The 20,035-nt window shown below is 60.9% G+C and carries 20 protein-coding genes; 16 read left to right on the top strand and 4 right to left on the bottom strand.

Annotated features, from left to right (window positions below; all coding sequences use genetic code 11):
- Positions 1-7 precede the first annotated feature (7 nt).
- From gatZ to ACL2XP_RS16490, 6 genes are all read left to right on the top strand, one after another.
- Positions 8-1,270 carry a tagatose-bisphosphate aldolase subunit GatZ gene (gene gatZ / locus ACL2XP_RS16515; RefSeq protein WP_413733945.1) on the top strand — a complete coding sequence of 421 codons (1,263 nt, stop codon included), beginning with the start codon at positions 8-10 and terminating at the stop codon, positions 1,268-1,270.
- Between the two features lie 3 nt (positions 1,271-1,273).
- Positions 1,274-1,759, top strand: coding sequence for a PTS galactitol transporter subunit IIA (gene gatA, locus ACL2XP_RS16510; RefSeq protein ID WP_413733944.1), 486 nt, complete (start codon positions 1,274-1,276; stop codon positions 1,757-1,759).
- Entirely contained in the window at positions 1,749-2,033 is a 285-nt protein-coding gene (gene gatB, locus ACL2XP_RS16505) for a PTS galactitol transporter subunit IIB (RefSeq protein ID WP_413733942.1), read from the top strand. Before gatA ends, gatB begins: the two co-directional genes overlap by 11 nt.
- 4 nt (positions 2,034-2,037) lie before the next feature.
- Complete coding sequence (locus ACL2XP_RS16500; protein WP_413733941.1) at positions 2,038-3,420, top strand: galactitol-specific PTS transporter subunit IIC; 1,383 nt, start codon at positions 2,038-2,040, stop codon at positions 3,418-3,420.
- 45 nt (positions 3,421-3,465) lie between these two features.
- Positions 3,466-4,512 carry an alcohol dehydrogenase catalytic domain-containing protein gene (locus ACL2XP_RS16495; protein WP_413733939.1) on the top strand — a complete coding sequence of 349 codons (1,047 nt, stop codon included), beginning with the start codon at positions 3,466-3,468 and terminating at the stop codon, positions 4,510-4,512.
- A 180-nt stretch (positions 4,513-4,692) separates the two neighbouring features.
- A complete protein-coding gene (locus tag ACL2XP_RS16490) occupies positions 4,693-5,502 on the top strand; it encodes a DeoR/GlpR family DNA-binding transcription regulator (protein WP_413733938.1) in 810 nt (269 codons plus the stop codon).
- A 14-nt stretch (positions 5,503-5,516) separates the two neighbouring features.
- Here ACL2XP_RS16490 and ACL2XP_RS16485 read toward each other — a convergent pair whose 3' ends face one another.
- Entirely contained in the window at positions 5,517-6,440 is a 924-nt protein-coding gene (locus ACL2XP_RS16485) for a LysR substrate-binding domain-containing protein (protein ID WP_413733937.1), read from the bottom strand.
- A gap of 108 nt (positions 6,441-6,548) precedes the next feature.
- Here ACL2XP_RS16485 and ACL2XP_RS16480 point away from each other — a divergent pair, with 108 nt between their 5' ends.
- The 4 genes from ACL2XP_RS16480 (at position 6,549) to ACL2XP_RS16465 (ending at position 11,302) form a co-directional block, all read left to right on the top strand.
- Positions 6,549-7,601, top strand: a complete 1,053-nt coding sequence (locus ACL2XP_RS16480) for an SDR family oxidoreductase (protein ID WP_413733935.1) — start codon at positions 6,549-6,551, stop codon at positions 7,599-7,601.
- A 202-nt stretch (positions 7,602-7,803) separates the two neighbouring features.
- Entirely contained in the window at positions 7,804-8,712 is a 909-nt protein-coding gene (gene nanA / locus ACL2XP_RS16475) for an N-acetylneuraminate lyase (protein WP_413733934.1), read from the top strand.
- 200 nt (positions 8,713-8,912) lie between these two features.
- Positions 8,913-10,403, top strand: a complete 1,491-nt coding sequence (locus ACL2XP_RS16470; RefSeq protein WP_413733933.1) for an MFS transporter — start codon at positions 8,913-8,915, stop codon at positions 10,401-10,403.
- A 143-nt stretch (positions 10,404-10,546) separates the two neighbouring features.
- Positions 10,547-11,302 (top strand): transcriptional regulator NanR, encoded by a 756-nt coding sequence (locus ACL2XP_RS16465; RefSeq protein ID WP_413733932.1) that lies wholly within the window; start codon positions 10,547-10,549, stop codon positions 11,300-11,302.
- Between the two features lie 10 nt (positions 11,303-11,312).
- Here the strand turns inward: ACL2XP_RS16465 and ACL2XP_RS16460 are convergent, their stop codons facing one another.
- Complete coding sequence (locus ACL2XP_RS16460; RefSeq protein WP_413733931.1) at positions 11,313-11,525, bottom strand: hypothetical protein; 213 nt, start codon at positions 11,523-11,525, stop codon at positions 11,313-11,315.
- 300 nt (positions 11,526-11,825) lie between these two features.
- On the opposite strand from ACL2XP_RS16460, the gene msrA reads away from it, so the two are divergent.
- On the top strand, positions 11,826-12,578 hold the full coding sequence (gene msrA / locus ACL2XP_RS16455; protein WP_413733930.1) for a peptide-methionine (S)-S-oxide reductase MsrA: 753 nt from the start codon (positions 11,826-11,828) through the stop codon (positions 12,576-12,578).
- A gap of 66 nt (positions 12,579-12,644) precedes the next feature.
- On the opposite strand, the gene ACL2XP_RS16450 is transcribed toward msrA, so the two are convergent.
- Positions 12,645-13,784, bottom strand: coding sequence for an enolase C-terminal domain-like protein (locus ACL2XP_RS16450; protein WP_413733929.1), 1,140 nt, complete (start codon positions 13,782-13,784; stop codon positions 12,645-12,647).
- Positions 13,777-14,496, bottom strand: coding sequence for a GntR family transcriptional regulator (locus ACL2XP_RS16445; RefSeq protein ID WP_413733927.1), 720 nt, complete (start codon positions 14,494-14,496; stop codon positions 13,777-13,779). Before ACL2XP_RS16445 ends, ACL2XP_RS16450 begins: the two co-directional genes overlap by 8 nt.
- Before the next feature lie 152 nt (positions 14,497-14,648).
- On the opposite strand from ACL2XP_RS16445, the gene ACL2XP_RS16440 reads away from it, so the two are divergent.
- Genes ACL2XP_RS16440 through ACL2XP_RS16420 form a run of 5 tightly spaced genes read left to right on the top strand, consistent with a single transcriptional unit; the run spans position 14,649 to position 19,926 of the window.
- Entirely contained in the window at positions 14,649-16,166 is a 1,518-nt protein-coding gene (locus ACL2XP_RS16440) for an ABC transporter substrate-binding protein (RefSeq protein ID WP_413733926.1), read from the top strand.
- 34 nt (positions 16,167-16,200) lie between these two features.
- Entirely contained in the window at positions 16,201-17,157 is a 957-nt protein-coding gene (locus tag ACL2XP_RS16435; protein WP_413733925.1) for an ABC transporter permease, read from the top strand.
- Positions 17,157-18,041: an ABC transporter permease gene (locus ACL2XP_RS16430; RefSeq protein WP_413733923.1), complete on the top strand. Its 885-nt coding sequence runs from the start codon at positions 17,157-17,159 to the stop codon at positions 18,039-18,041. Before ACL2XP_RS16435 ends, ACL2XP_RS16430 begins: the two co-directional genes overlap by 1 nt.
- Complete coding sequence (locus tag ACL2XP_RS16425) at positions 18,041-19,096, top strand: ABC transporter ATP-binding protein (RefSeq protein ID WP_413733922.1); 1,056 nt, start codon at positions 18,041-18,043, stop codon at positions 19,094-19,096. Before ACL2XP_RS16430 ends, ACL2XP_RS16425 begins: the two co-directional genes overlap by 1 nt.
- Complete coding sequence (locus tag ACL2XP_RS16420; protein WP_413733921.1) at positions 19,087-19,926, top strand: ABC transporter ATP-binding protein; 840 nt, start codon at positions 19,087-19,089, stop codon at positions 19,924-19,926. Before ACL2XP_RS16425 ends, ACL2XP_RS16420 begins: the two co-directional genes overlap by 10 nt.
- Positions 19,927-20,035 lie beyond the last annotated feature (109 nt).

The following is a 20,035-nucleotide window of genomic DNA, read 5'->3' as shown; positions in this document are numbered from 1 at the left end:
AGGAAATATGAAAGAAATTATCAGAAGGCATAAAGCAGGCGAGCATGTAGGTATCTGTTCTGTATGCTCAGCGCACCCCATGGTGATTGAGGCCGCGCTGCGCTTCGATCTGGCGAACGATCGCCACGTGCTGATCGAGGCCACATCCAACCAGGTCAATCAATTCGGCGGTTATACCGGCATGAAGCCAGCGGACTTCAGGGATTTTGTCTACCGGATTGCCGACGGACTCGATTTCCCTCATGACCGCATTATCCTGGGCGGCGATCATCTTGGGCCGAACTGCTGGCAAGGGGACGATGCCGCCAGCGCCATGGAAAAGGCCAAAACCCTGGTCGCCGATTATGTGAAAGCCGGCTATAGCAAAATTCATCTTGATGCGTCCATGTCCTGCGCCGGCGATGCGGTGCCGCTTGATCCCCTGACCGTCGCCGAACGCGCGGCCGGGTTATGTGCCGTGGCGGAATCGGTGGCCACCGAGGCGCAAAAAGCGGTGCTGACCTATGTGATCGGCACCGAGGTGCCGGTGCCGGGCGGCGAATCCCAGGCCATCGGGCAGGTGCATGTCACGACGGTGGCGGATGCCAGGGCGACCATAGAAACGCATCGCGAAGCGTTTGCCCGCTACGGTTTGGAACAGGCATTTGGCCGGGTCATCGGCGTGGTGGTGCAGCCGGGGGTCGAGTTCGATCATACCAGGGTCATCGCTTTCCGTCCGGAGCTGGCGCGGGAGCTGTCGCGCTACATCGCCGATACGCCTTATGTGTATGAAGCCCATTCCACAGATTACCAGTCCCAAGAAGCCTACAGCGAGCTGGTGGCCGGTCATTTCGCCATTCTTAAAGTCGGCCCGGCGCTGACGTTTGCCCTGCGCGAGGCTATTTTTGCCCTGGCATCCATCGAGCAAGAATTGATAGCGCCGGAAAAACGCAGCCGCATCCTGGAGGTGATTGATGAAGTGATGCTAGATGAACCTCATTATTGGAAAAAATATTATCACCCGACCTTCACTCGCTCGCTGATCGATCTGCATTACAGCCTGTCTGATCGCATCCGTTATTACTGGCCGAACGAGCGTATTGCCCAGGCGGTGGACCGCCTGTTGACCAACCTGACCGAGACTCCCATTCCGCTCGGATTACTGAGCCAGTATTTGCCGCTGCAATTCCAGCGCGTAATGGCGCAGTCGCTGCCCGCCGACGCCCGCAGCCTGATCATCGATAAAATCCAGGACGTATTGCGTGCTTATCAATATGGCTGTGAGGGGTAAAGCATGACAACCACTCGTCTTCTAGTCAGTACGGACCAACAGTTTAGCGATTATCGCCAGGCCTTGGCGCATATCAGCGCAACCCTGCTGGCCGCCGGCATTGTTACACCAGGCTATGGGGCGGCGCTTGAGGCGCGTGAAACCCAATATCCGACAGGTATTTCCCTGGAGCGACACGCGGTGGCCATTCCGCACTGCGAGGCTGAGCACGCCCTGGAGCCGGCAATTTACCTGCTGCGGCTTGCGCAGCCGGTGGAGTTCAGGCAGGCGGACGGCGACGACATGGTAGCGGTTCGGCTGATTATCGCACTGGTGGTGACTCATCCGACAGAGCAGTTGCGATTGCTGCGCACGCTGTTCGGCAGACTGCAGGACCCGGCGCTGGTAGAAGGATTGTTAACTACCGATGCGCCATCGCTCGGCAGGGTGTTTCGCCAGTCGATCTTTAATGAAAACCAAAAAAACGAGGAATCGCATTGTGAAACGTAAAGTCATTGTCGCCTGTGGCGGCGCCGTAGCCACGTCCACATTAGCTGCCGAAGAGATTAAAGAGTTATGCGAAGAGCAGGGCATCCAGCTGGATTTAGTGCAGTGCCGGGTGACCGAAATCGAGACCTATATGGACGGCGCAGATTTGATTTGTACCACTGCGCGTGTCGACCGGCAATTCGGCGACATACCGCTGGTACACGGTATGCCGTTTGTCTCGGGCGTGGGCATCGATGAACTAAAGCAAAAAATCATAAAAATACTTGTGGGGTGACATCATGTTTAACGAAGTAATGCGTTACATCCTGGCGCTCGGGCCAACCGTGATGTTACCGATTGTGATTATCATTTTCTCGATCATACTCGGCATGAAACCGGGCGATTCTTTTAAATCGGGCCTGCATATCGGCATCGGTTTTGTCGGTATCGGCCTGGTGATCGGCCTGATGCTAGACTCCATCGGTCCGGCGGCCAAGAGCATGGCTGAAAATTTCCATATCAATCTCAGCGTGGTGGATATCGGCTGGCCGGGGTCGTCGCCGATGACCTGGGCCTCCCAAATCGCGCTGGTGGCCATTCCCATCGCCATCGGCGTCAATATCCTGATGCTCTTTACCCGTTTGACCAGGGTGGTTAACGTTGATATCTGGAATATCTGGCATATGACCTTTACCGGAGCGCTGATCCATATCGCCACCGGCTCATATTGGCTGGGTATCGCCGGGGTGGCGCTGCATGCCGCTTTCGTTTACAAGCTGGGGGACTGGTTCGCCAGGGACACCCGGGAGTTTTTCGGACTGGAAGGGATCGCCATACCGCACGGAACCTCGGCGTATATGGGGCCGATTGCGGTACTGGTGGACAGCATCATCAACCGTATTCCCGGCCTGAACCGTATTCATTTCAGCGCCGATGATGTGCAAAAGCGCTTCGGCCCCTTTGGCGAGCCGGTCACCGTCGGGTTTGTCATGGGGATTATCATCGGCATCCTGGCGGGCTATGACGCCAAAGCCATACTGCAACTGGCGGTGAAAACTGCGGCGGTGATGCTGCTGATGCCGCGGGTAATTAAACCCATCATGGACGGCCTTATGCCCATTGCGCGCCACGCCCGTAAACGTCTGCAGGCCCGTTTTGGCGGACAGGAGTTCTTGATCGGATTGGACCCCGCCCTGTTGCTCGGCCATACCGCGGTCGTGTCGGCCAGCCTGATCTTCATCCCCCTGACCATACTGGTGGCGGTAGTAACGCCGGGTAACCAGGTGCTGCCGTTTGGCGATCTGGCCACCATCGGTTTCTTTGTGGCCATGGCGGTGGCGGTACACCAGGGCAATTTATTCCGCACCCTGATTTCCGGCGTGATTATCATGGGCATCACCTTATGGATTGCCACGCAAACCATTGGGCTGCATACCCAACTGGCGGCCAATGCCGGGGCGTTGAAAGACAGCGGCGCCACGGTGGCGTCCATGGATCAGGGCGGTTCGCCCATCACCTACCTGCTGATTCAATTGCTCACCTGGCAAAATATTACCGGGTTGGCGCTGATTGGCGCGATTTACGTGATAGGAGTTTGGCTCACCTGGCGGCGTGCCCGCGCTTTCGCCAGGGCGGATGAGGCGCTTATCGTGACGGCGCCGGAAATAGAAAAACATTCCTGAATCACCGGGGGAGCCTGGCTCCCCACTTATCCTGGAGTTATTACTATGAAATCGGTCGTATCATACGATGGCGGAGAGCTGCGCGTGGAAGAAGTGCCGGTCCCCGCCGTTTCATCACCGCAGGACGTATTGGTGAAAGTAGTATATTCGGGTCTTTGCGGGTCCGATATTCCGCGGGTATTTTATACCGGCGCGCATTTTTATCCGATTACGCTGGGGCATGAGTTCAGTGGGCACGTGGTGTCGGCCGGGTCTGCGGTTAACGATTTGGCTGCCGGCGACGCCGTGGCCTGCGTGCCGCTATTGCCTTGTTTCGAATGTGAAGCCTGCCGGCGCCACTTCTTTTCGTTATGCCGGCAATACCAGTTCGTCGGGTCCCGGTCGGCGGGGGGCAATGCCGAATATATCGTGGTCAAGCGGCTCAATCTGCTGAAACTCCCTGCCGGGCTATCGCTGCTGGCCGGCGCGTTCCTGGAGCCGATTACCGTTGGCCTGCACGCCATCCACCTGGCGGGCGGATGCACCGGCAAACACGTGGTCATTATCGGCGCGGGCACTATCGGATTACTGGCGATGCAGTGCGCGCGCGCGCTTGGGGCCGCATCGGTCAGCGTGCTTGATATCAATCCGGACAAATTGGCGCTGGCGCTAAAGACCGGCGCCGATGACGCCTGGCACGCCGGGGAGCTGACGCCGGCGCAAATTACCGGGCGTATGGCGCAGCGCCAGTTCGATCAATTGATTCTCGAAACCGCCGGCACGGCGCAAACGGTGGCGCTGGCGCTGGAGATCGCCGGCCCGCGTGCGCAGATCTCCCTGGTAGGGACGCTGCATCGCGATGTGTTGCTTAATCCCACGATTTTTGGCCATATTTTGCGTAAGGAACTGCGGATCTCGGGCAGTTGGATGAATTATTCGGCGCCGTGGCCGGGCGAGGAGTGGCGCCAAGCGGTAGAATTATTACAAGACCACGCCCTGGATATTGAACCGCTGATCGCCAGCGTCGAGGGTTTCAGCGAATATGTCCAGTCCGTCGCCGCCCTGCAAGGACGCCCCATGCAGGGTAAAATCATGTTGAAGGTGCCTGAGTAACCCCATTGCTACAGAGGCCCGGCGGTCACGCCTTCGCGCCTCTGTAGGTAGGTTATTTATCACCCTTGGCTCCCGTCGGCCCGAAAAATGAAAGGGGTGGCGGTACGGGTCGAATTGCCTCTCCTCTTTACTCTTTCTTTCGTTTACACTGTATCCATAATATAGGGGTAGAATTTTCTTATGAATACTTTTGAGCGAAGAAATAAAATCATCAATCTGGTGAACAAAAATGGCAGTATCAGTGTCTCTAAGCTTTCGAATAGTTTTGGTATATCGGAGGTAACCATTAGGGCCGACTTACGTTTGTTGGAGGAGAAGGGGCTGGTCAGCCGGTTCCACGGCGGCGCCAGCAAACCCATGGCGCATGCCAATGGCCAACCGGAGGACGGCGCGGGTGGTGCGCGGGAAAGGGATAGCGCGGAGTTAGGCCTGGAGGACCGTTATCCGCTGGCTGAGGACGCCAAGCGGCGCATTGCCGTGGTTGCGGCCGCCATGGTGAAAACCGGCGATACGGTGATCCTCGATAGCGGCAGCACCACGATGCTGATTGCCGAGGAACTGGCGCGGTTCAGTAATATCACGGTGATTACCAATAATCTGCCGGCCGCCTATGCGTTATCGGACAATAAAGAGATCACGCTGGTGATTTGCGGCGGTACCGTGCGGCATAAAACCCGCTCCATGCACGGCACCATCGCCGAGCTTTCGCTCAACAGCATCACTGCCGATATTATGTTCGTCGGCGCAGATGGCCTGGATCTTGAACAGGGCATTACCACCTTCAACGAGGGGTACGCCATCAGCGACGCCATGGCCAAAACCGCGCGTTATGTGGTGGCGGTGCTGGACTCGACCAAATTCGGCCGGCGCGGATTTAACCTAGTGCTGCCCATCGGCAAAATTGATTGCATCGTCACGGATAGCAGTATCGAAGCCGCGGACCGGGCGGCGTTGGACGCCATGGAGGATCTGGACGTGAAAATCGTGTAACCGCCGGGTGCCGCTTAAGGCGCGGGGCCGGAGCGGGTGGCGGCCATAAAGTCCTCCTGGTCCAGGGCTTGCGCAAGATAGTCCACCCATGCCCTGACTTTGCCCGGTATAAACCGCGCGGCGGGATAAACGGCGTGCAGCTTCAGCGCGGGGTAACGGTAGGCGGGCAATACCCGCACCAGGGCGCGATCGGCCAATTGGCGCCCGATCAGCGGTAGCTGCGCGCCGCCGATGCCTAATCCGCCCTCGATGGCCAGGAGCAGGGCAAAGGTATTATTGGCCTGAAACACGGGATGCACGTCTACGACCTCGGGGCCATCGGGACCGTGAAGCACCAGCGGCGAATCCCCGGAAGGGCCGCTATAGCGAATATAGGCATGCCCGCTTAATTCCGCCGCCGTCCGCGGCGCGCCCTGCGCGGCAAGATAATCCGGCGCGGCGACCAGGATGCGTTCGACGGTTCCCAGCCGGCGAGCCACGGTGCCGGGCGCCGGTAAATCCCCCAAACGAATGGCCACATCGATGCCTTCGCTCACCACATCCCCCAGGCGATCGTCGAGCAGCAACTCGATGGACAGGCCGGGATGAAGCTGCTGAAAAGCGATCGCCAGCCGGGCGAGGTAGCGCTGGCCGATGCCCGTGGGCCCATGGATGCGCAAACTGCCGGTCAAACGTTGGGTTAAGCCATGCAGGGTCTCTTCGGCCTCATTCACCGCCAGCAGGATCGGTTTGACCTGCTGATAATAGCTTTTACCCGCTTCCGTCAGGGTGATTGCGCGGGTGGTGCGGTAAAACAGCAAAATATTCAATAACTTTTCCAGGGCGGTAATCTGCTGGCTCACCGCCGGCTGCGTCAGGCCCAGATCGCGCGCGGCCGCGGACAGGCTGCCGAGTTCGGCCACGCGAATAAAGGTATTCATGGCGGTCAGCTTATCCATCGCGCTTACCTGAAAGTTATGCTTATAAGTGTTAGCTATTTTACCCCTATTATCGTGGTTATGTTAATCAATTACAGTTATTGCACCCTAAACTCGGAGAACAACTCCATGCGTAACTCGAAAGTCGCTCTGGTTGCCGGGGCCAATGGCGTCATTGGCGGCCGGCTGATTGAAGAATTGGTTTCCCAAGGCTGGCGCGTTATCGGCCTGTCGCGCCGCGGCGGCGCGGCGCGCCCGGGGGTGGACTATCTGGCGGTTGATTTATTGGATGCCGACGCCACCCGCGCCGCACTGCGGCCGCTGACCGATATCACCCATATCTTTTATGCCGCTTATCAGGATGCGCCGGACTGGGCGGGATTAGTCGCCCCCAATCTGGCGATGCTGCAACATGTCGTGCAAGGGGCCGAGGCGGTGGCGGCGCGGCTGGAGCATATCAGCCTGATGCAGGGGTATAAGGTCTACGGCGCGCATCTGGGCCCGTTCAAAACCCCGGCCCGTGAAAGCGATGCCGGCCATATGCCGCCGGAATTCAATATCGATCAGCAGCAGTATCTGGAGCGGCGCCAGAAAGATAAAACCTGGAGCTGGTCGGCCATCAGGCCCAGCGTGGTGGGGGGCTTTTCGTTGGGCAACCCCATGAACCTGGCCTTGAGCATCGCCATTTACGCCTCCGTCAGCCAGGCGCTGGGCTTGCCGCTGCGTTTCCCCGGCAAGCCCGGGGCGTACCAGGCCCTGCTGGAAATGACCGATGCCGGGCTGCTCGCCCGCGCCACGCTGTGGGCGGCCACCGAGCCCAGGGCCGCCAACCAGGCGTTCAACATCAACAATGGCGATCTGTTTCGCTGGAGCGAGATGTGGCCGAAAATCGCCGATTATTTCGGTCTGGCGGTCGCGCCGCCGCTGCCGATGGCATTGGCGGATATCATGGGGGATAAAACCGAACTGTGGCGATCTTTGACGGAGCGCCACGGCCTGGCCGCCGGCGGCGCCATGGCGGCAACGGGCTGGCGCTTCGCCGATTTCGTGTTCTCCTGGGATTACGACATGTTCGCCGACGGCGGCAAAGCCCGCCGCTGCGGCTTTCATGAATTCATCGACACCGAAAAGATGTTCTTTTCCCTGTTCGACCAGTTCCGCCGGCGGAAAATTATTCCCTGACGGACCGCTGCGGTTCACGCAGCGATAGGCAAATTTCCGCGCTAGCTCACAAATCCTGCGTTAAAACGGCCTTAAACGGGCAACCGTTTTGAGGCCGATCACGTTTCTCTATTCTCCCGCTATCCTGCCTCGATCGATGTATTGGTATACTAGGTACATAGGTATATAGTTGGTTCGCATCCACTTCACAATCGAGGTTGTTATGTCAGCAAAACTTACCGGGGTGCTGCCCGCGCTGCTCACCCCCTTTGATCGGCACCAGCGGCTGGATAGCGAAAGCCTGCGCCGGCTGGTGCGGTTTAACCTGCGCCAGGGAATCGATGGATTATATGTCGGCGGTTCCACCGGCGAGGCGTTTTTGCAATCCGTCGCCGAGCGGCGGGAAGTGTTGGAAATCGTGGCCGAAGAGGCCGCCGGCAAGGTTGCCCTGATCGCCCACGTGGGCTGCATCAGTACCGCCGACAGCCAGTCCCTGGCCGCCAGCGCGGCGAACTGCGGTTACGACGCCGTGTCGGCGGTGACGCCGTTTTATTACCCGTTTAGCTTTGCCGAACACTGCGACCATTACCGGGCGATCATTGATGCCGCCCAGGGTAAACCGATGGTGGTTTATAATATTCCCGCCCTGAGCGGCGTGAAATTAACCCTGGAACAAATTTCCACTTTAATTACCTTGCCTAATGTCGTCGCTTTAAAACAAACCTCGGATAACCTCTATCAAATGGAGCAGGTGCGCCGCGCCCACCCCGATAAAATTATCTATAACGGTTACGATGAAATATTTCTGGCCGGGCAAATGGCGGGGGCCGACGGCGGCATCGGCAGTACTTACAATATTATGGGATGGCGTTATTTACAGATCGTGACGGCGTTGGAACGCGGGGAAATAACCCGCGCTAAACAATTGCAAAGCGAGTGCAATCAGGTGATCGACCTGCTGGTGCGGGCCGGGGTGTTCCGCGGCCTGAAAACGGTGCTGCATTTTATGGGCGTAATCGCCAACCCCCTGTGCCGTAACCCGTTTTCGCCGGTCAGCGCGGAATTTATTCCCGCGCTGCGGGCGCTGGCGGAACAGCTCGGCGAGGAATTGGCCGCCCGGAATAAATCATAAGCGCCGCGGCCGGCGCGATGTCCGTCCGGCCGCTGATAACCATACTTTAATAAGCCAGGGAAATAATGTATCCGCCGCGCAGGCGGCCGGGATCGTAAATAGCATCTTATTTGTTTTAACCGATTACTGATATATACCCTACTGTCTTATATAAAGATCAATAGATCGCTGCGGCGCTATTGATCAGGAGATGATACCTTATGCAGAGTATTAATCTTTCTCTACCCTGGTACCGGCAATTATCGCGCCCGCAATGGAAAGCCTTCCTGGCCGCCTGGATGGGTTATATGCTCGATGGGTTCGATTTTGTTTTAATTGCCCTGGTGCTTACCGAAGTACAGCAGGAATTCGGCCTCAATACCGTACAAGCCGCCAGCCTGATCAGCGCCGCGTTTATCTCGCGCTGGTTCGGCGGTCTGGCGCTGGGCGCCATGGGGGATCGTTATGGCCGCCGCCCGGCCATGATTACCAGCATCGTGCTGTTTTCCTGCGGCACGCTGGCCTGCGGTTTGGCCCCCGGCTATATCACCATGTTCCTGGCCCGGATTATCATCGGCATGGGCATGGCGGGGGAGTATGGCGCCAGCTCCACCTATGTCATCGAAAGCTGGCCGCGCCATATGCGTAATAAAGCCAGCGGGTTTCTGATCTCCGGCTTTGCCATCGGCGGCGTGCTGTCGGCCCAGATTTATCGGTTTGTCGTGCCGGAGTGGGGTTGGCGCGCGCTGTTTTTTATCGGTATTCTGCCCATCGTTTTTGCCCTTTGGCTGCGCAAAAATATTCCCGAAGCGCAAGACTGGGAGAAAAAACGCGATGCCGACGCCCCGGCGCGCAACATGGTGGACGTACTGTACAAAGGCCGGCACCGGGTGGTTAATATCGCCTGTACCGCCATTGCCGCCGCCGCGCTCTACCTGTGCTTTACCGGGCAGGCCGGCTCGGCGCTGATGGTGACGCTGCTGGGGCTGACCTGCGCCGCCATTTTCATCGGTTTTATGGTGCAAAGCAGCGGCCCGCGCTGGCCCACCGGCGTGATGCTGATGGGGGTGGTGCTGTGCGCCTTCCTCTACTCATGGCCGATCCAGGCGCTGCTGCCCACCTATTTGAAAACCGAGCTGGCCTATACGCCGGCGGTGGTGGCCAAGCTGCTGTTTTTCAGCGGATTCGGCGCCGCGGTGGGCTGCTGCGTGGCCGGCTTTACCGGCGATTGGCTGGGAACGCGCAGGGCGTATGTTTATAGCCTGCTGCTGTCCCAGGTGCTGATAATTCCGGTTTTCGCCATCCATGGCTCCAGTATCTGGCTGCTGGGGGGACTGCTGTTCGTGCAGCAAATGCTGGGCCAGGGCATTTCCGGCCTGCTGCCGAAGCTGATCGGCGGTTATTTCGATACCGGGCAGCGGGCGGCGGGCCTGGGGTTCACCTATAACGTCGGCGCCCTGGGCGGCGCGCTGGCGCCCATCCTCGGCGCCGGCATCGCCCAGCGGCTGGATCTGGGCACCGCCCTGGGCGGACTGTCTTTTAGCCTGACCTTTGTGGTCATCCTGCTGATTGGCCTGGACATGCCTTCCCGGGTCCAGCGCTGGCTACGCCCGCAAGCCCTGCGGATGGTCGATTCCGTTGACGGCCGTCCTTTCAGCGGCGCCGCGGGCGGCGCGCCGCAGCCGTCCCGCCGCCAGGGCGGACACCCGTAATCCACCCGCGACGGCGGCATTGCGGCCGCCGCCGCCGTATCCCGTTGCGGGCATGCGGTCGTTAATGCAATATGCTATGATTCGCCTAATATTTTGGCTTTTTTATCCCAGGGAAATATCCCGGCGAAATCGATCATACTGACATGACCACGTCCAAGAAAAACGACAAGCTTACCAGCCAGCAGGCGGTTACCTTCCTGCGGCGTCCGCTCACCCGCAAAAAATTGTCGGAAGTGGTGGAGGAGGAACTGGAGTTTATGGTGCGCCGCGGCGAATTCGCCGAGGGCGATCAACTGCCGTCCGAACGCGAGCTGATGGAAATGTTCAAGGTGGGTCGCCCTTCGGTGCGCGAAGCATTGGCGGCGCTCAAGCGCAAAGGCCTATTGCAAATCAGCAACGGCGAGCGGGCGCGGGTCACCCGTCCTTCCCCCGATACCATCATCAGCGAAATTTCCGGCATGGCCAAGGATTTCCTGCACCAGCCGGGGGGGATAAACCACTTCGAGCAATTGCGGCAGTTTTTTGAGTCCAGCCTGGTCAGGTATGCCGCGGAAAAAGCCACCGATAAACAAATCGCCCGGCTGGCCGCCGCGCTGGAGATCAACAGCAAATCGCTGGTCGATCACGATCTGTTTGTTCGCTCCGATATCGCTTTTCACCGCGTTCTGGCCGAGATCCCCGGCAATCCGCTGTTCCTGGCCATCCATATCGCCCTGCTGGACTGGCTGATCGCCGCCCGGGTGGCCCTTACCGAACCGCAGCAGATCCTGGAGCATAACGGCAACAGCTACCGCCAGCATGTCAACATCTACGAAGCGATCCGGCGGCATGACCCCGACGGCGCCGAAGCGGCGTTAAAAGAGCATCTGCACAGCGTTTTTTCCGCTTATTACATATAGCCGCCGCCGATCAGGGGCGGCGGGGTTTTCCTCTCGCCACTTTGACGGCTTTGTCGGGGTCGCCCGCGATAAACTCCAGGGTAGGCGCGTAATAATAAGGCAGCCAGGCGCCGTAGGCGCTTTCCCACTCCCAGTGAACGGGGCAAGGCCAAAGAATATCCTCATATAAGATGTAATAGATCCACCGTCCATGGGGACGGCGCGGTTTACCGGAACGGGTCAAGCAGGAGCCATCCCTGAACGGCCGGACGCCGGATAATCGGTTGCATTCTGGGTATGTCCTTCTGTGAATAATGGTCAAGCAAAACAGTGATTAAACCACTTATCTGGCGGCATCGACAAATATTGTAACCCGCCGGTACCGGCAGGTTTTGATCGGGTTAACATTATGCCGGTTTTAAACCCGGGCTTGATGACAATTTTGTCATCAAGCCGTCATCTGGCGAACCGGGTGGTTATGCCAAGCTGGCGGCATACCCTGAGGATGCGGCGTCAACGCCGCGATTAACCAGCAGACGGGGGCATGATGCTCATAGCTAAAAAAACCTTTACGCGCCGGCGCGGGCCAGCGATCGCGGCCCTGGCGATCGCCGCGCTGTTCTGGCAAGGCCTGGCCTGGTCCCAGGGGGATGCCGACGCGGCGGTGGCGATTGCGCCGCCGGCCCGCGACGAGGCGCCCGCGTCCGCGCAGGGCGAAACGGCGCTCCTGGCCGGCGGCTGTTTTTGGGGCGTGCAGGGGGTGTTTCAACATGTTAAAGGCGTCAAAAGCGTGGTGGCGGGTTATACCGGCGGCAATGCGCAGGATGCCAACTACCAGGCCGTCAGCGGCGGCGACACCGGCCATGCGGAGTCCGTGGAAGTCACGTTCGACCCTGCCCAGGTATCCTATGGAACATTATTGCAAATCTTCTTTTCCGTGGCGCATAACCCCACTCAGCTGAATTATCAGGGGCCGGATACCGGTACGCAATACCGCTCGGCCATTTTCCCGCAAACCGACGCGCAGCAGCGGGTGGCCCGGGAATATATCGCGCAGTTGAACGCCGGCCATGCCTACGGCGCGCCCCTGGCGACCACCATCGAGCCGGGCGCGCAGTTTTATCCGGCGGAGGATTATCACCAAAACTACCTGACCAATAATCCCCAGGCCCGCTACATCATGATCAATGACTTACCGAAACTGACCCAGTTGCAGCGCCTGTTCCCGGACCGCTACCGCAGCGATCCGGTGCTGGTAAACGTTCAGGGGTCCGCCTACGTTTTACCGCCCCGCTAAGCGCCGCGCCCGCCCGGCGCGATCGGCAGATGATGCTAATCGATCCGCCGGCCGCCGCCCCCCGGTCTAACCGCCGGCGCGGGACAGCGGCGTCCGCGGGGCCATGGCGTCGCCAATCAGCAGCGGCGTGCCCAGCCCCGGCAGCGACGGCAGCAGGCTCGCGCCGTGCGCCGGGCGCGGAAAATGCGCGTCAATCATATGCCAGAACAACGGCGTTTCATCAAACTGATGCTCCAGCTGTTCAATGGCGCCGCCGATGGCGCAGGCGGTTAAGCTGGCCGCATGGGCAATCGGTCCGCTGGGGTTGTGCGGGGCGCAGCCGACGCCGTACGAGGCCGCCAGGTCGGCGACGGCCAGCACGCCGGCGATGCCCCGCGCATATTTCACATCCGGCATCACCACGTCATACGCCCCGGCGGCCAGCCAGGGGATAAAATCCGCCGGCCCCGTCAGCTCTTCCAGGCCGGCCAGCCGCATACCCAGCGCGTTGGCGCTGGCGCGCAGCCGCTTTAAGGCGGGAATATTCGCCGCCGTTTCCGGCAGCGGGCATTCAAACCAGACCACGCCCAGGGCCGCCGCTTCTTTCATCACCGCCGCCGCGGTGCGCGGGTCGAAACGCCAATGGCAATCCACGTAAAGTTCGGTCGCCGGACCGATGGCGGCCCGGGTGGCGGCCACGCGCGCCAGCCCCGCCTCGATTAATAGCCGCCCCGCCGGGGTAGGGGCGTTTTCCGGCGTTACGCCGTCGAACGGCGCAATTTTAATGCGCGTGAAACCGGCCGCCACGGCTTTTTGCCCGGCCAGCCTGAAACCCGTTGCCGAGCGGTCGATAATGCTGCGGTTGATATTGGCGTACAGCGGAACCCGCCGGCGGTAGTGTTTATCCGCCAGCGCGGCCGCCGCGCAGCCGCCGCGTTTGCCGCGGATATCCCACATCGCCTGTTCCAGGGCGCTGGCGATGGCGGACTGGGGGACGCCGGCGGTATTCCTGGCCAGGAACCCGGCTAATACCGGCCATTCCCGGCCCACCAGATGGCGGCGGATCGCGGCATGGCTGGCGTCGAGCGCGGCCGGGTCGCGCACCCAGGTGGCCTCGCCCCAGCCGGTCACGTTATCGGACATGCGCAGCCGGATAAACGACCAGGTGGTTTTCGCCGTGACCGGGCAATGCACCAGGTCAAAGGCGTCGATACGCGGATTAATCATGGTTATCCCCGGACGGTCGGGGCGCGCGCGGGAGGGCGACTGCCTCCGGCGGCTGTTGGCGCATTCGGTTGAGCAGCACCAGCTTGGCGCGCGCGGTATGGGCGGCGGTGACGGCCGCCGCCGATTCGCTGTCGCCGGCGGCAAAGGCGCTGAGCAATAGCCGGTGGTCGGCCACCACGCCGGCGAAGCGATCGGCCTGGTACCCGTACCGCCGCCACAGCGCGCGAATCAGCCGCCAGTGGCGGTCCAGGATAAGGTTGGCGTCGCGGTTATCGGCGATATGATGGATGGCGGCGTGAAAATCCCGGTTGGCCAGCAGGGCCTGCGCCGCGTCGCCTCCGTCCACCGCCGCTTCGTGCTGCGCCCGCAGCGCTTCCAGGTGCGCCAGGCGTGCCGGCGTCATGCGCTCGGCGGCGCGGCGCGCCAGATAGCTTTCGATGATGATGCGGATATCCAGCAGTTGCGCGACGAAATCCTCGTCCACCGCCACCACCCGCGCGCCTTTATTGGGCTGGGTTACAATCAGCCCTTCGCTTTCCAGATGGTGCAGCGCCGCCCGGATGGGCATATGGGATACGCCAAACCGCGTCGCCAGCGCATCGATGCGCAGCGGCGCGCCCCCATCGAATTCCTGGCGATTGATAATGGCGTCCCGCAGCCGGTCGGTAATCTCGGTTTCGCTGACTTTAGTTGGCTTATCTATTTTTCGCATAACCATATTTGATCAAAATATATGTTTTGTGGGCTTATTTTCTTTTATAAACCCGCATTATTCAATAGTATTTGCTCTGAACGAAGCAAAAAGTTGATCAAATAATGCCGCTGACGGTCATTGCAACATCATAAAGCGTTATGAGGGAAGGTATGAGATTAAAACAGTTGGGCCGCTGGGCGCGCGCCGTCGGAGTTATCCTGCCGCTGCTGCTAAGCATCGGGCCGTGGAGTATGGGCGCCGCCGCCGCGCCGCGCGACGCCCTGGTCATCGGTCAAAATGCCGATATTACGTCCTTTGATCCCACCGAGCTGCGCATGGGCACTTATGTCCTGACGCATTTGCTTTATGACTCCCTGATCGTCCTCGATGCCAACGGGCAGCCCCATCCGGCGCTGGCGCAATCCTGGGATCGCTCGGATAACGGCAAGACGCTGACGTTGCATCTGGTTAAAGGCGTGACCTTCCATGATGGCAAACCGTTAACGGCGCGGGATGTGGCGTTCAGCCTGAACTACGCCAAAGATCCCGCCAACGGGGCCAATATTTTGCCGCTGGCGAAAATGATCGGCAGCATCGATACCCCGGATGACGGCACGGTGGTGCTGCATTTTAACGGCGCGTCCGATGCCGTATTCGACCTGCTGGATCTGGCGTTTATCATCGACGGCAGCCAGCCGAAAAAAATCAAGACCGGCGGCAACGGCACCGGCCCGTTTAAGCTGAGCAGCTTTGAACCGGGACAGGACGCCGTCTTCGTGCGCAATGACGCCTATTGGGGCGCCCAGCCGGCGTTGAAGAAGATCACGATTAAAATCATTCCCGATCAGCAGTCGGGAGTGATGCAAATGAGCGCCGGTACGGTGGATTTTTTACCGTCCCTTGACCGGGAAGCCGCCGGGCAATTGGCGTCGTCCGGTTTCGCCACCGGCGCCGCCACCGCCGAGGGCCGGGTGCTGGATATCACGCTCAATACCCAGGCCGCGCCGCTGGATAAACCCGAGGTGCGGCGCGCCATCAGCCTGGCGCTGGACCGCGCGCGCATCGCCCATGATATCGCCGGTCCTTCCTCGCTGGTGAAATGCCTGCCCTGGCCGCAATACAGTAAACGCGAAACCGCGGGACGCGGGCAGGATTGCGCTTACGATCTGGCCCAGGCCAAGGCCCTGATCGCCAAGGCCGGCGTCGCGGGCGCGGAAGTGGCCATCATGTCGCGCAGCCAGTCGGAACCGCAAATCGGCGCCATGGCGCAGGTGCTGCAAAGCGCGCTTGAGCAAATCGGCCTGAAGGCCACTATCGTCGAAATGTCCGAGGCCGCCTACATTTCCCGTTTTCGTAAAAGCGATTTCCAAATCGCCGCCCACGTTTATGCCAGGGCCAGCCGCGGCCCCGCGGCCATCCTGCTGTCGGCGGTGATCTTCCGCGCCGCCGACAACCCGGCGCAAATCAACTTCAAGCAGTATGGCGAAGATGTCGCCCTGGTCACGTCGCAGCCTTCCGGCGCGGATACCGATCGCGCCTGGCAGCGCATCGACGCGTTGCTGCTCAGTGAAAATTGGGTATTGCCGGTAGCCACGCTGCCCGTGCTGTGGGCATCCGCCAAGTCCTTGACCGGGGTGCAATTCAACCTGGACGGGATGCCCATCTTTACGGCGGCGAAACTACAATAATGCCGCCGGTCTATTATTCTCCGGGGAGTGCGCCATGGCAGCCTATCTGATACGCCGGATATTGCAGTGGATTCCGGTGCTGCTGGTCTCAAGCGTGATTGTTTTTGCGGTGGTGCGCGCCATGCCGGGCGATCCGGCGGATATGATCGCCGGCCCCGACGCCAGCCGGGAAGATGTGCAGCGCATCCGGGCGGAGTACGGCCTTGACCGCGCGCAGCCGGTTCAGTATGCCGCCTGGCTGGGGCATATGGTGCGGGGCGACTTCGGCGTGTCCTATATCTATCACCGCGACAATCGCGAGCTGATCTTCAGCCGCCTGCCGTTTTCATTGCTGATCGCCGGGACGGCGCTGCTGACCGCGCTGGCGATCGGCGTGCCCTTCGGCCTGGCCGCCGGGCTGGGCGAGGGTAAAATCATCGACTGGCTGGCGTCGCTGGTGTCCTCCCTGGCCGTCGCCACGCCCAACTTCTGGTTCGGCATGCTGGCGATTTTGCTGTTTGCCGTGACGCTGGGGTGGCTGCCGCCGGGAGGCTTTATCAGCGCCGACGAATCGGTAAGCGGTTTTTTGCGTTCGCTGGTGCTGCCGACCTTCACGCTGGGTTTGCACGGCGCGGCGGTACTGATCCGCTCCACGCGCAATGCGGTCATCGACGCCCTGGGGGAGGGCTATATCCGCACCGCCCGGGCGAAGGGGCTGAGCCGCCGGCGCATTATCTATTGGCACGTGCTGCGCAATTCCCTGCTGCCGATTGTCACCATGACCGGCATTTTGCTGGGCCGCATGCTCGGGGGCGCCGTCGTGATCGAGTCGGTGTTCGCCTGGCCGGGCATCGGCCGCCTGCTGGTACAATCGATTATTAACCGCGACTACGGCATGGTGCAGGGCATTTTGATTATCCTGGTGCTGTTTTTCCTGGTGCTCAATCTGGTGGTGGATGTGCTCTACGGGACCCTGGACCCGCGCATCCGCCTGGCGCGGGGGAACACCTGATGAGCCTGACCACACTCGCGCCGGCCGCCGCGCCGCGGGCGCCGCTCAACCGCTTCAGACCGATCAAGGCCGTGCTCGCCACGCCGTCCGGCCTGTTTGGCCTGGGCGTGGTGCTGCTGATTACGCTGGCGGCATTGCTGGCGCCCTGGCTGGCCCCCTGCGATCCCGACGCCCAGTTCAGCGGGCTGCGGCTGATGCCCGCCGGCACGCCGGGCCATCCGCTGGGAACCGACGAATTATCGCGGGATTTGTTGAGCCGCGTGCTGTTCGGCGCGCGTATTTCCCTGCTGGTGGGGTTAACCAGCGTCGGCGCCGGCGCCGGCCTCGGTATTCTGGCGGGATTGGTTTCCGGCATGGGCGGGCGCCTGATAGATACCCTGCTGATGCGCGGCTGCGATATTCTGTTGGCCTATCCCGGCATTTTGCTCGGCGTCATTACCGTGGCCATCCTGGGGCCGGGCCTGGCCCAAATCTGCATCGCGGTGGCGCTGGTGAATCTGCCCATTTTTGCCCGCCTGATGCGCGCTAGCGTACTGCGTGAACGCGAACTGGATTATGTGAAAGCGGCCATGGTGCAGGGCACCGGCCTGTGGCGCATTATGCTGCGCCATGTGATGCCCAACAGCATCGGCGTGGTGATTACCCAGTTGGCCTCGGCGGCCGGCCATGCCATTTTATTGGAAGCGTCGCTGTCGTTTATCGGCCTGGGCATTAAACCCCCCGCCGCGTCATGGGGATCGATGCTCAGCAACAGCCGGGATTACCTGACCGCCGCGCCGCTGTACGCCGTGGTTCCCGGCCTGATGCTACTACTATTGGTCCTGGGACTGAATCAGCTTGGCGACGCCATGCATAAAGCGCTGGATCCGATGGGGACTCGATAATGCCAAACACCGATCCGATTATGCCGTCCCCGGCGCCGCTGCTGGCGGTAACGGGGCTTGAGGTGCACCTTGGCGCCCGGCGCGACCGCCTGCGGGCGATCGCCGATGTGTCATTCACCGTGGCGCGCGGCGAGACCCTGTGCATCGTGGGGGAGTCGGGGTCCGGCAAAACCCTGACCGCGCTGGCGCTGATGTCGCTGCTGCCGCCGCGGATCGCCGTCACCGGCGGGGCGATTGAATTTAACGGGCGCGACCTGCTGACGCTTGACGCCGCCAGCCGCGCGCGGCTGTATGGCGATGAAATCGCCATGATTTTCCAGGACCCGATGTCATCGCTTAATCCGGTGCTGACCATCGGCAGGCAGATCGACGAAAGCCTGCGCCGCCACCAGCCCGCGCTGGCCCGCGCCGCGCGTACCGGCCGGGCGGAGCAGGCGCTGGGCATGGCGGGTATCGTCGATGCCGCCGGCTGCATGAAAAAATATCCCCATGAACTGTCGGGAGGCATGTGCCAGCGCGTGCTGATAGCCATTGCGCTGGTCAACCATCCGCAGCTGATTATCGCCGACGAGCCGACCACCGCGCTGGATGTCACCGTCCAGGCGCAGGTGATGAAAAGCATGCGCGCCGCCTGCCGGCAAACCGGCGCGGCCTTGCTGCTGATTACCCACGATCTGAGCCTGGTGGCGCGTTATGCCGACCGGGTGGCGGTAATGTATGCCGGCCGGATTGTCGAGCAAGGCAAGGTACAAGCGGTGTTCGGCGCGCCCCGGCATCCGTATACGCGCGCGCTGCTGGCCAGTATTCCCAGCCTGGATACCCCGGTGGACCGGGCGCTGGAGGCCATCGCCGGCGAACCGCCGGATTTCGCCCGCCTGCCGTCCGGGTGCGCGTTCCGGCCGCGCTGTACGCTGTGCCGGCAGCGCGCCATCTGCGCCGACCGGGTTCCGCCGCCGCTGGCGGACCCTGCGGATACGTATCATCTTAGCGCCTGCCATTTTGCCGATGAGCTGATTATGGCGGCGCCGGCGGGGAGGACCGCATTATGCCGATAGCCGCGGTGCCGAACGCGCAACCCGGCCATCCGCCGCCTTTGCTGCGGGTGGACGGCGTCAGCAAGCATTTTCCGCCCCGCGGGGGCGGCTTTCGCCGCGCCGGCGCCGCGGTCAAGGCGGTGGACGGTGTCGATTTGCAACTGCATGCCGGTGACACCCTGGGGCTGGTGGGGGAGTCCGGCTGCGGCAAATCCACCCTCAGCACCATGCTGGTAGGCTTGACCCGGCCCACCGCCGGGCGGATATGGTTCGACGGCGAGGACATCACCGCGGTAAAGCGGCGTCATAACGCCAAGCTGTGCCGCGAATTTCAAATGGTGTTCCAGGACCCCTTCGCCTCGCTTAACCGCAGAATGACCGCGTTCGATATCATCGGGGAGCCGCTGCACGTGCACCGCATCGGCGATGCGGCCGGCCGGACCGCGCGCATTGGCGAATTAATGGAACAGGTAGGCCTCAGCCCGGCCCTGGCCCGGCGTTATCCGGCGGAGTTATCCGGCGGGCAGCGCCAGCGCATCGGTATTGCGCGCGCCCTGGCGCTGCGGCCGCGGCTGCTGATCCTCGATGAGCCGGTTTCGGCGCTGGATGTATCGATACAGGCGCAAATTCTTAATTTATTGCGCGGGCTGCAACGGGAGCATGGGCTGGCTTATCTGTTTATTTCCCACGACCTGCGCGTGGTGCGCTATATGGCGCCGCGCATTGCCGTGATGTATCAGGGACGCCTGGTGGAAACCGGCAGCCGGGAACAGATTTTCACCGCCCCGGCGCATCCCTACACCCAAACGCTGCTGGCGTCGATCCCTGAAAAATGGGATGACCTGGATTAAGGACCTGTCATCCTGCCGATATATCCGTCTGGCGCATAACCAAAGTATAAATGATTGTTTCATTTATGGACGATTACGCGATTAACTGGATACGACAAGCCAACGGGTG

Source organism: Sodalis sp. RH21 (assembly GCF_047324175.1).
In the GTDB taxonomy this organism is placed as follows: domain Bacteria; phylum Pseudomonadota; class Gammaproteobacteria; order Enterobacterales; family Enterobacteriaceae; genus Acerihabitans.
The sequence above is the reverse complement of the archived record's forward strand: the minus strand, read 5'-3'. Positions and strand labels throughout refer to the sequence as shown.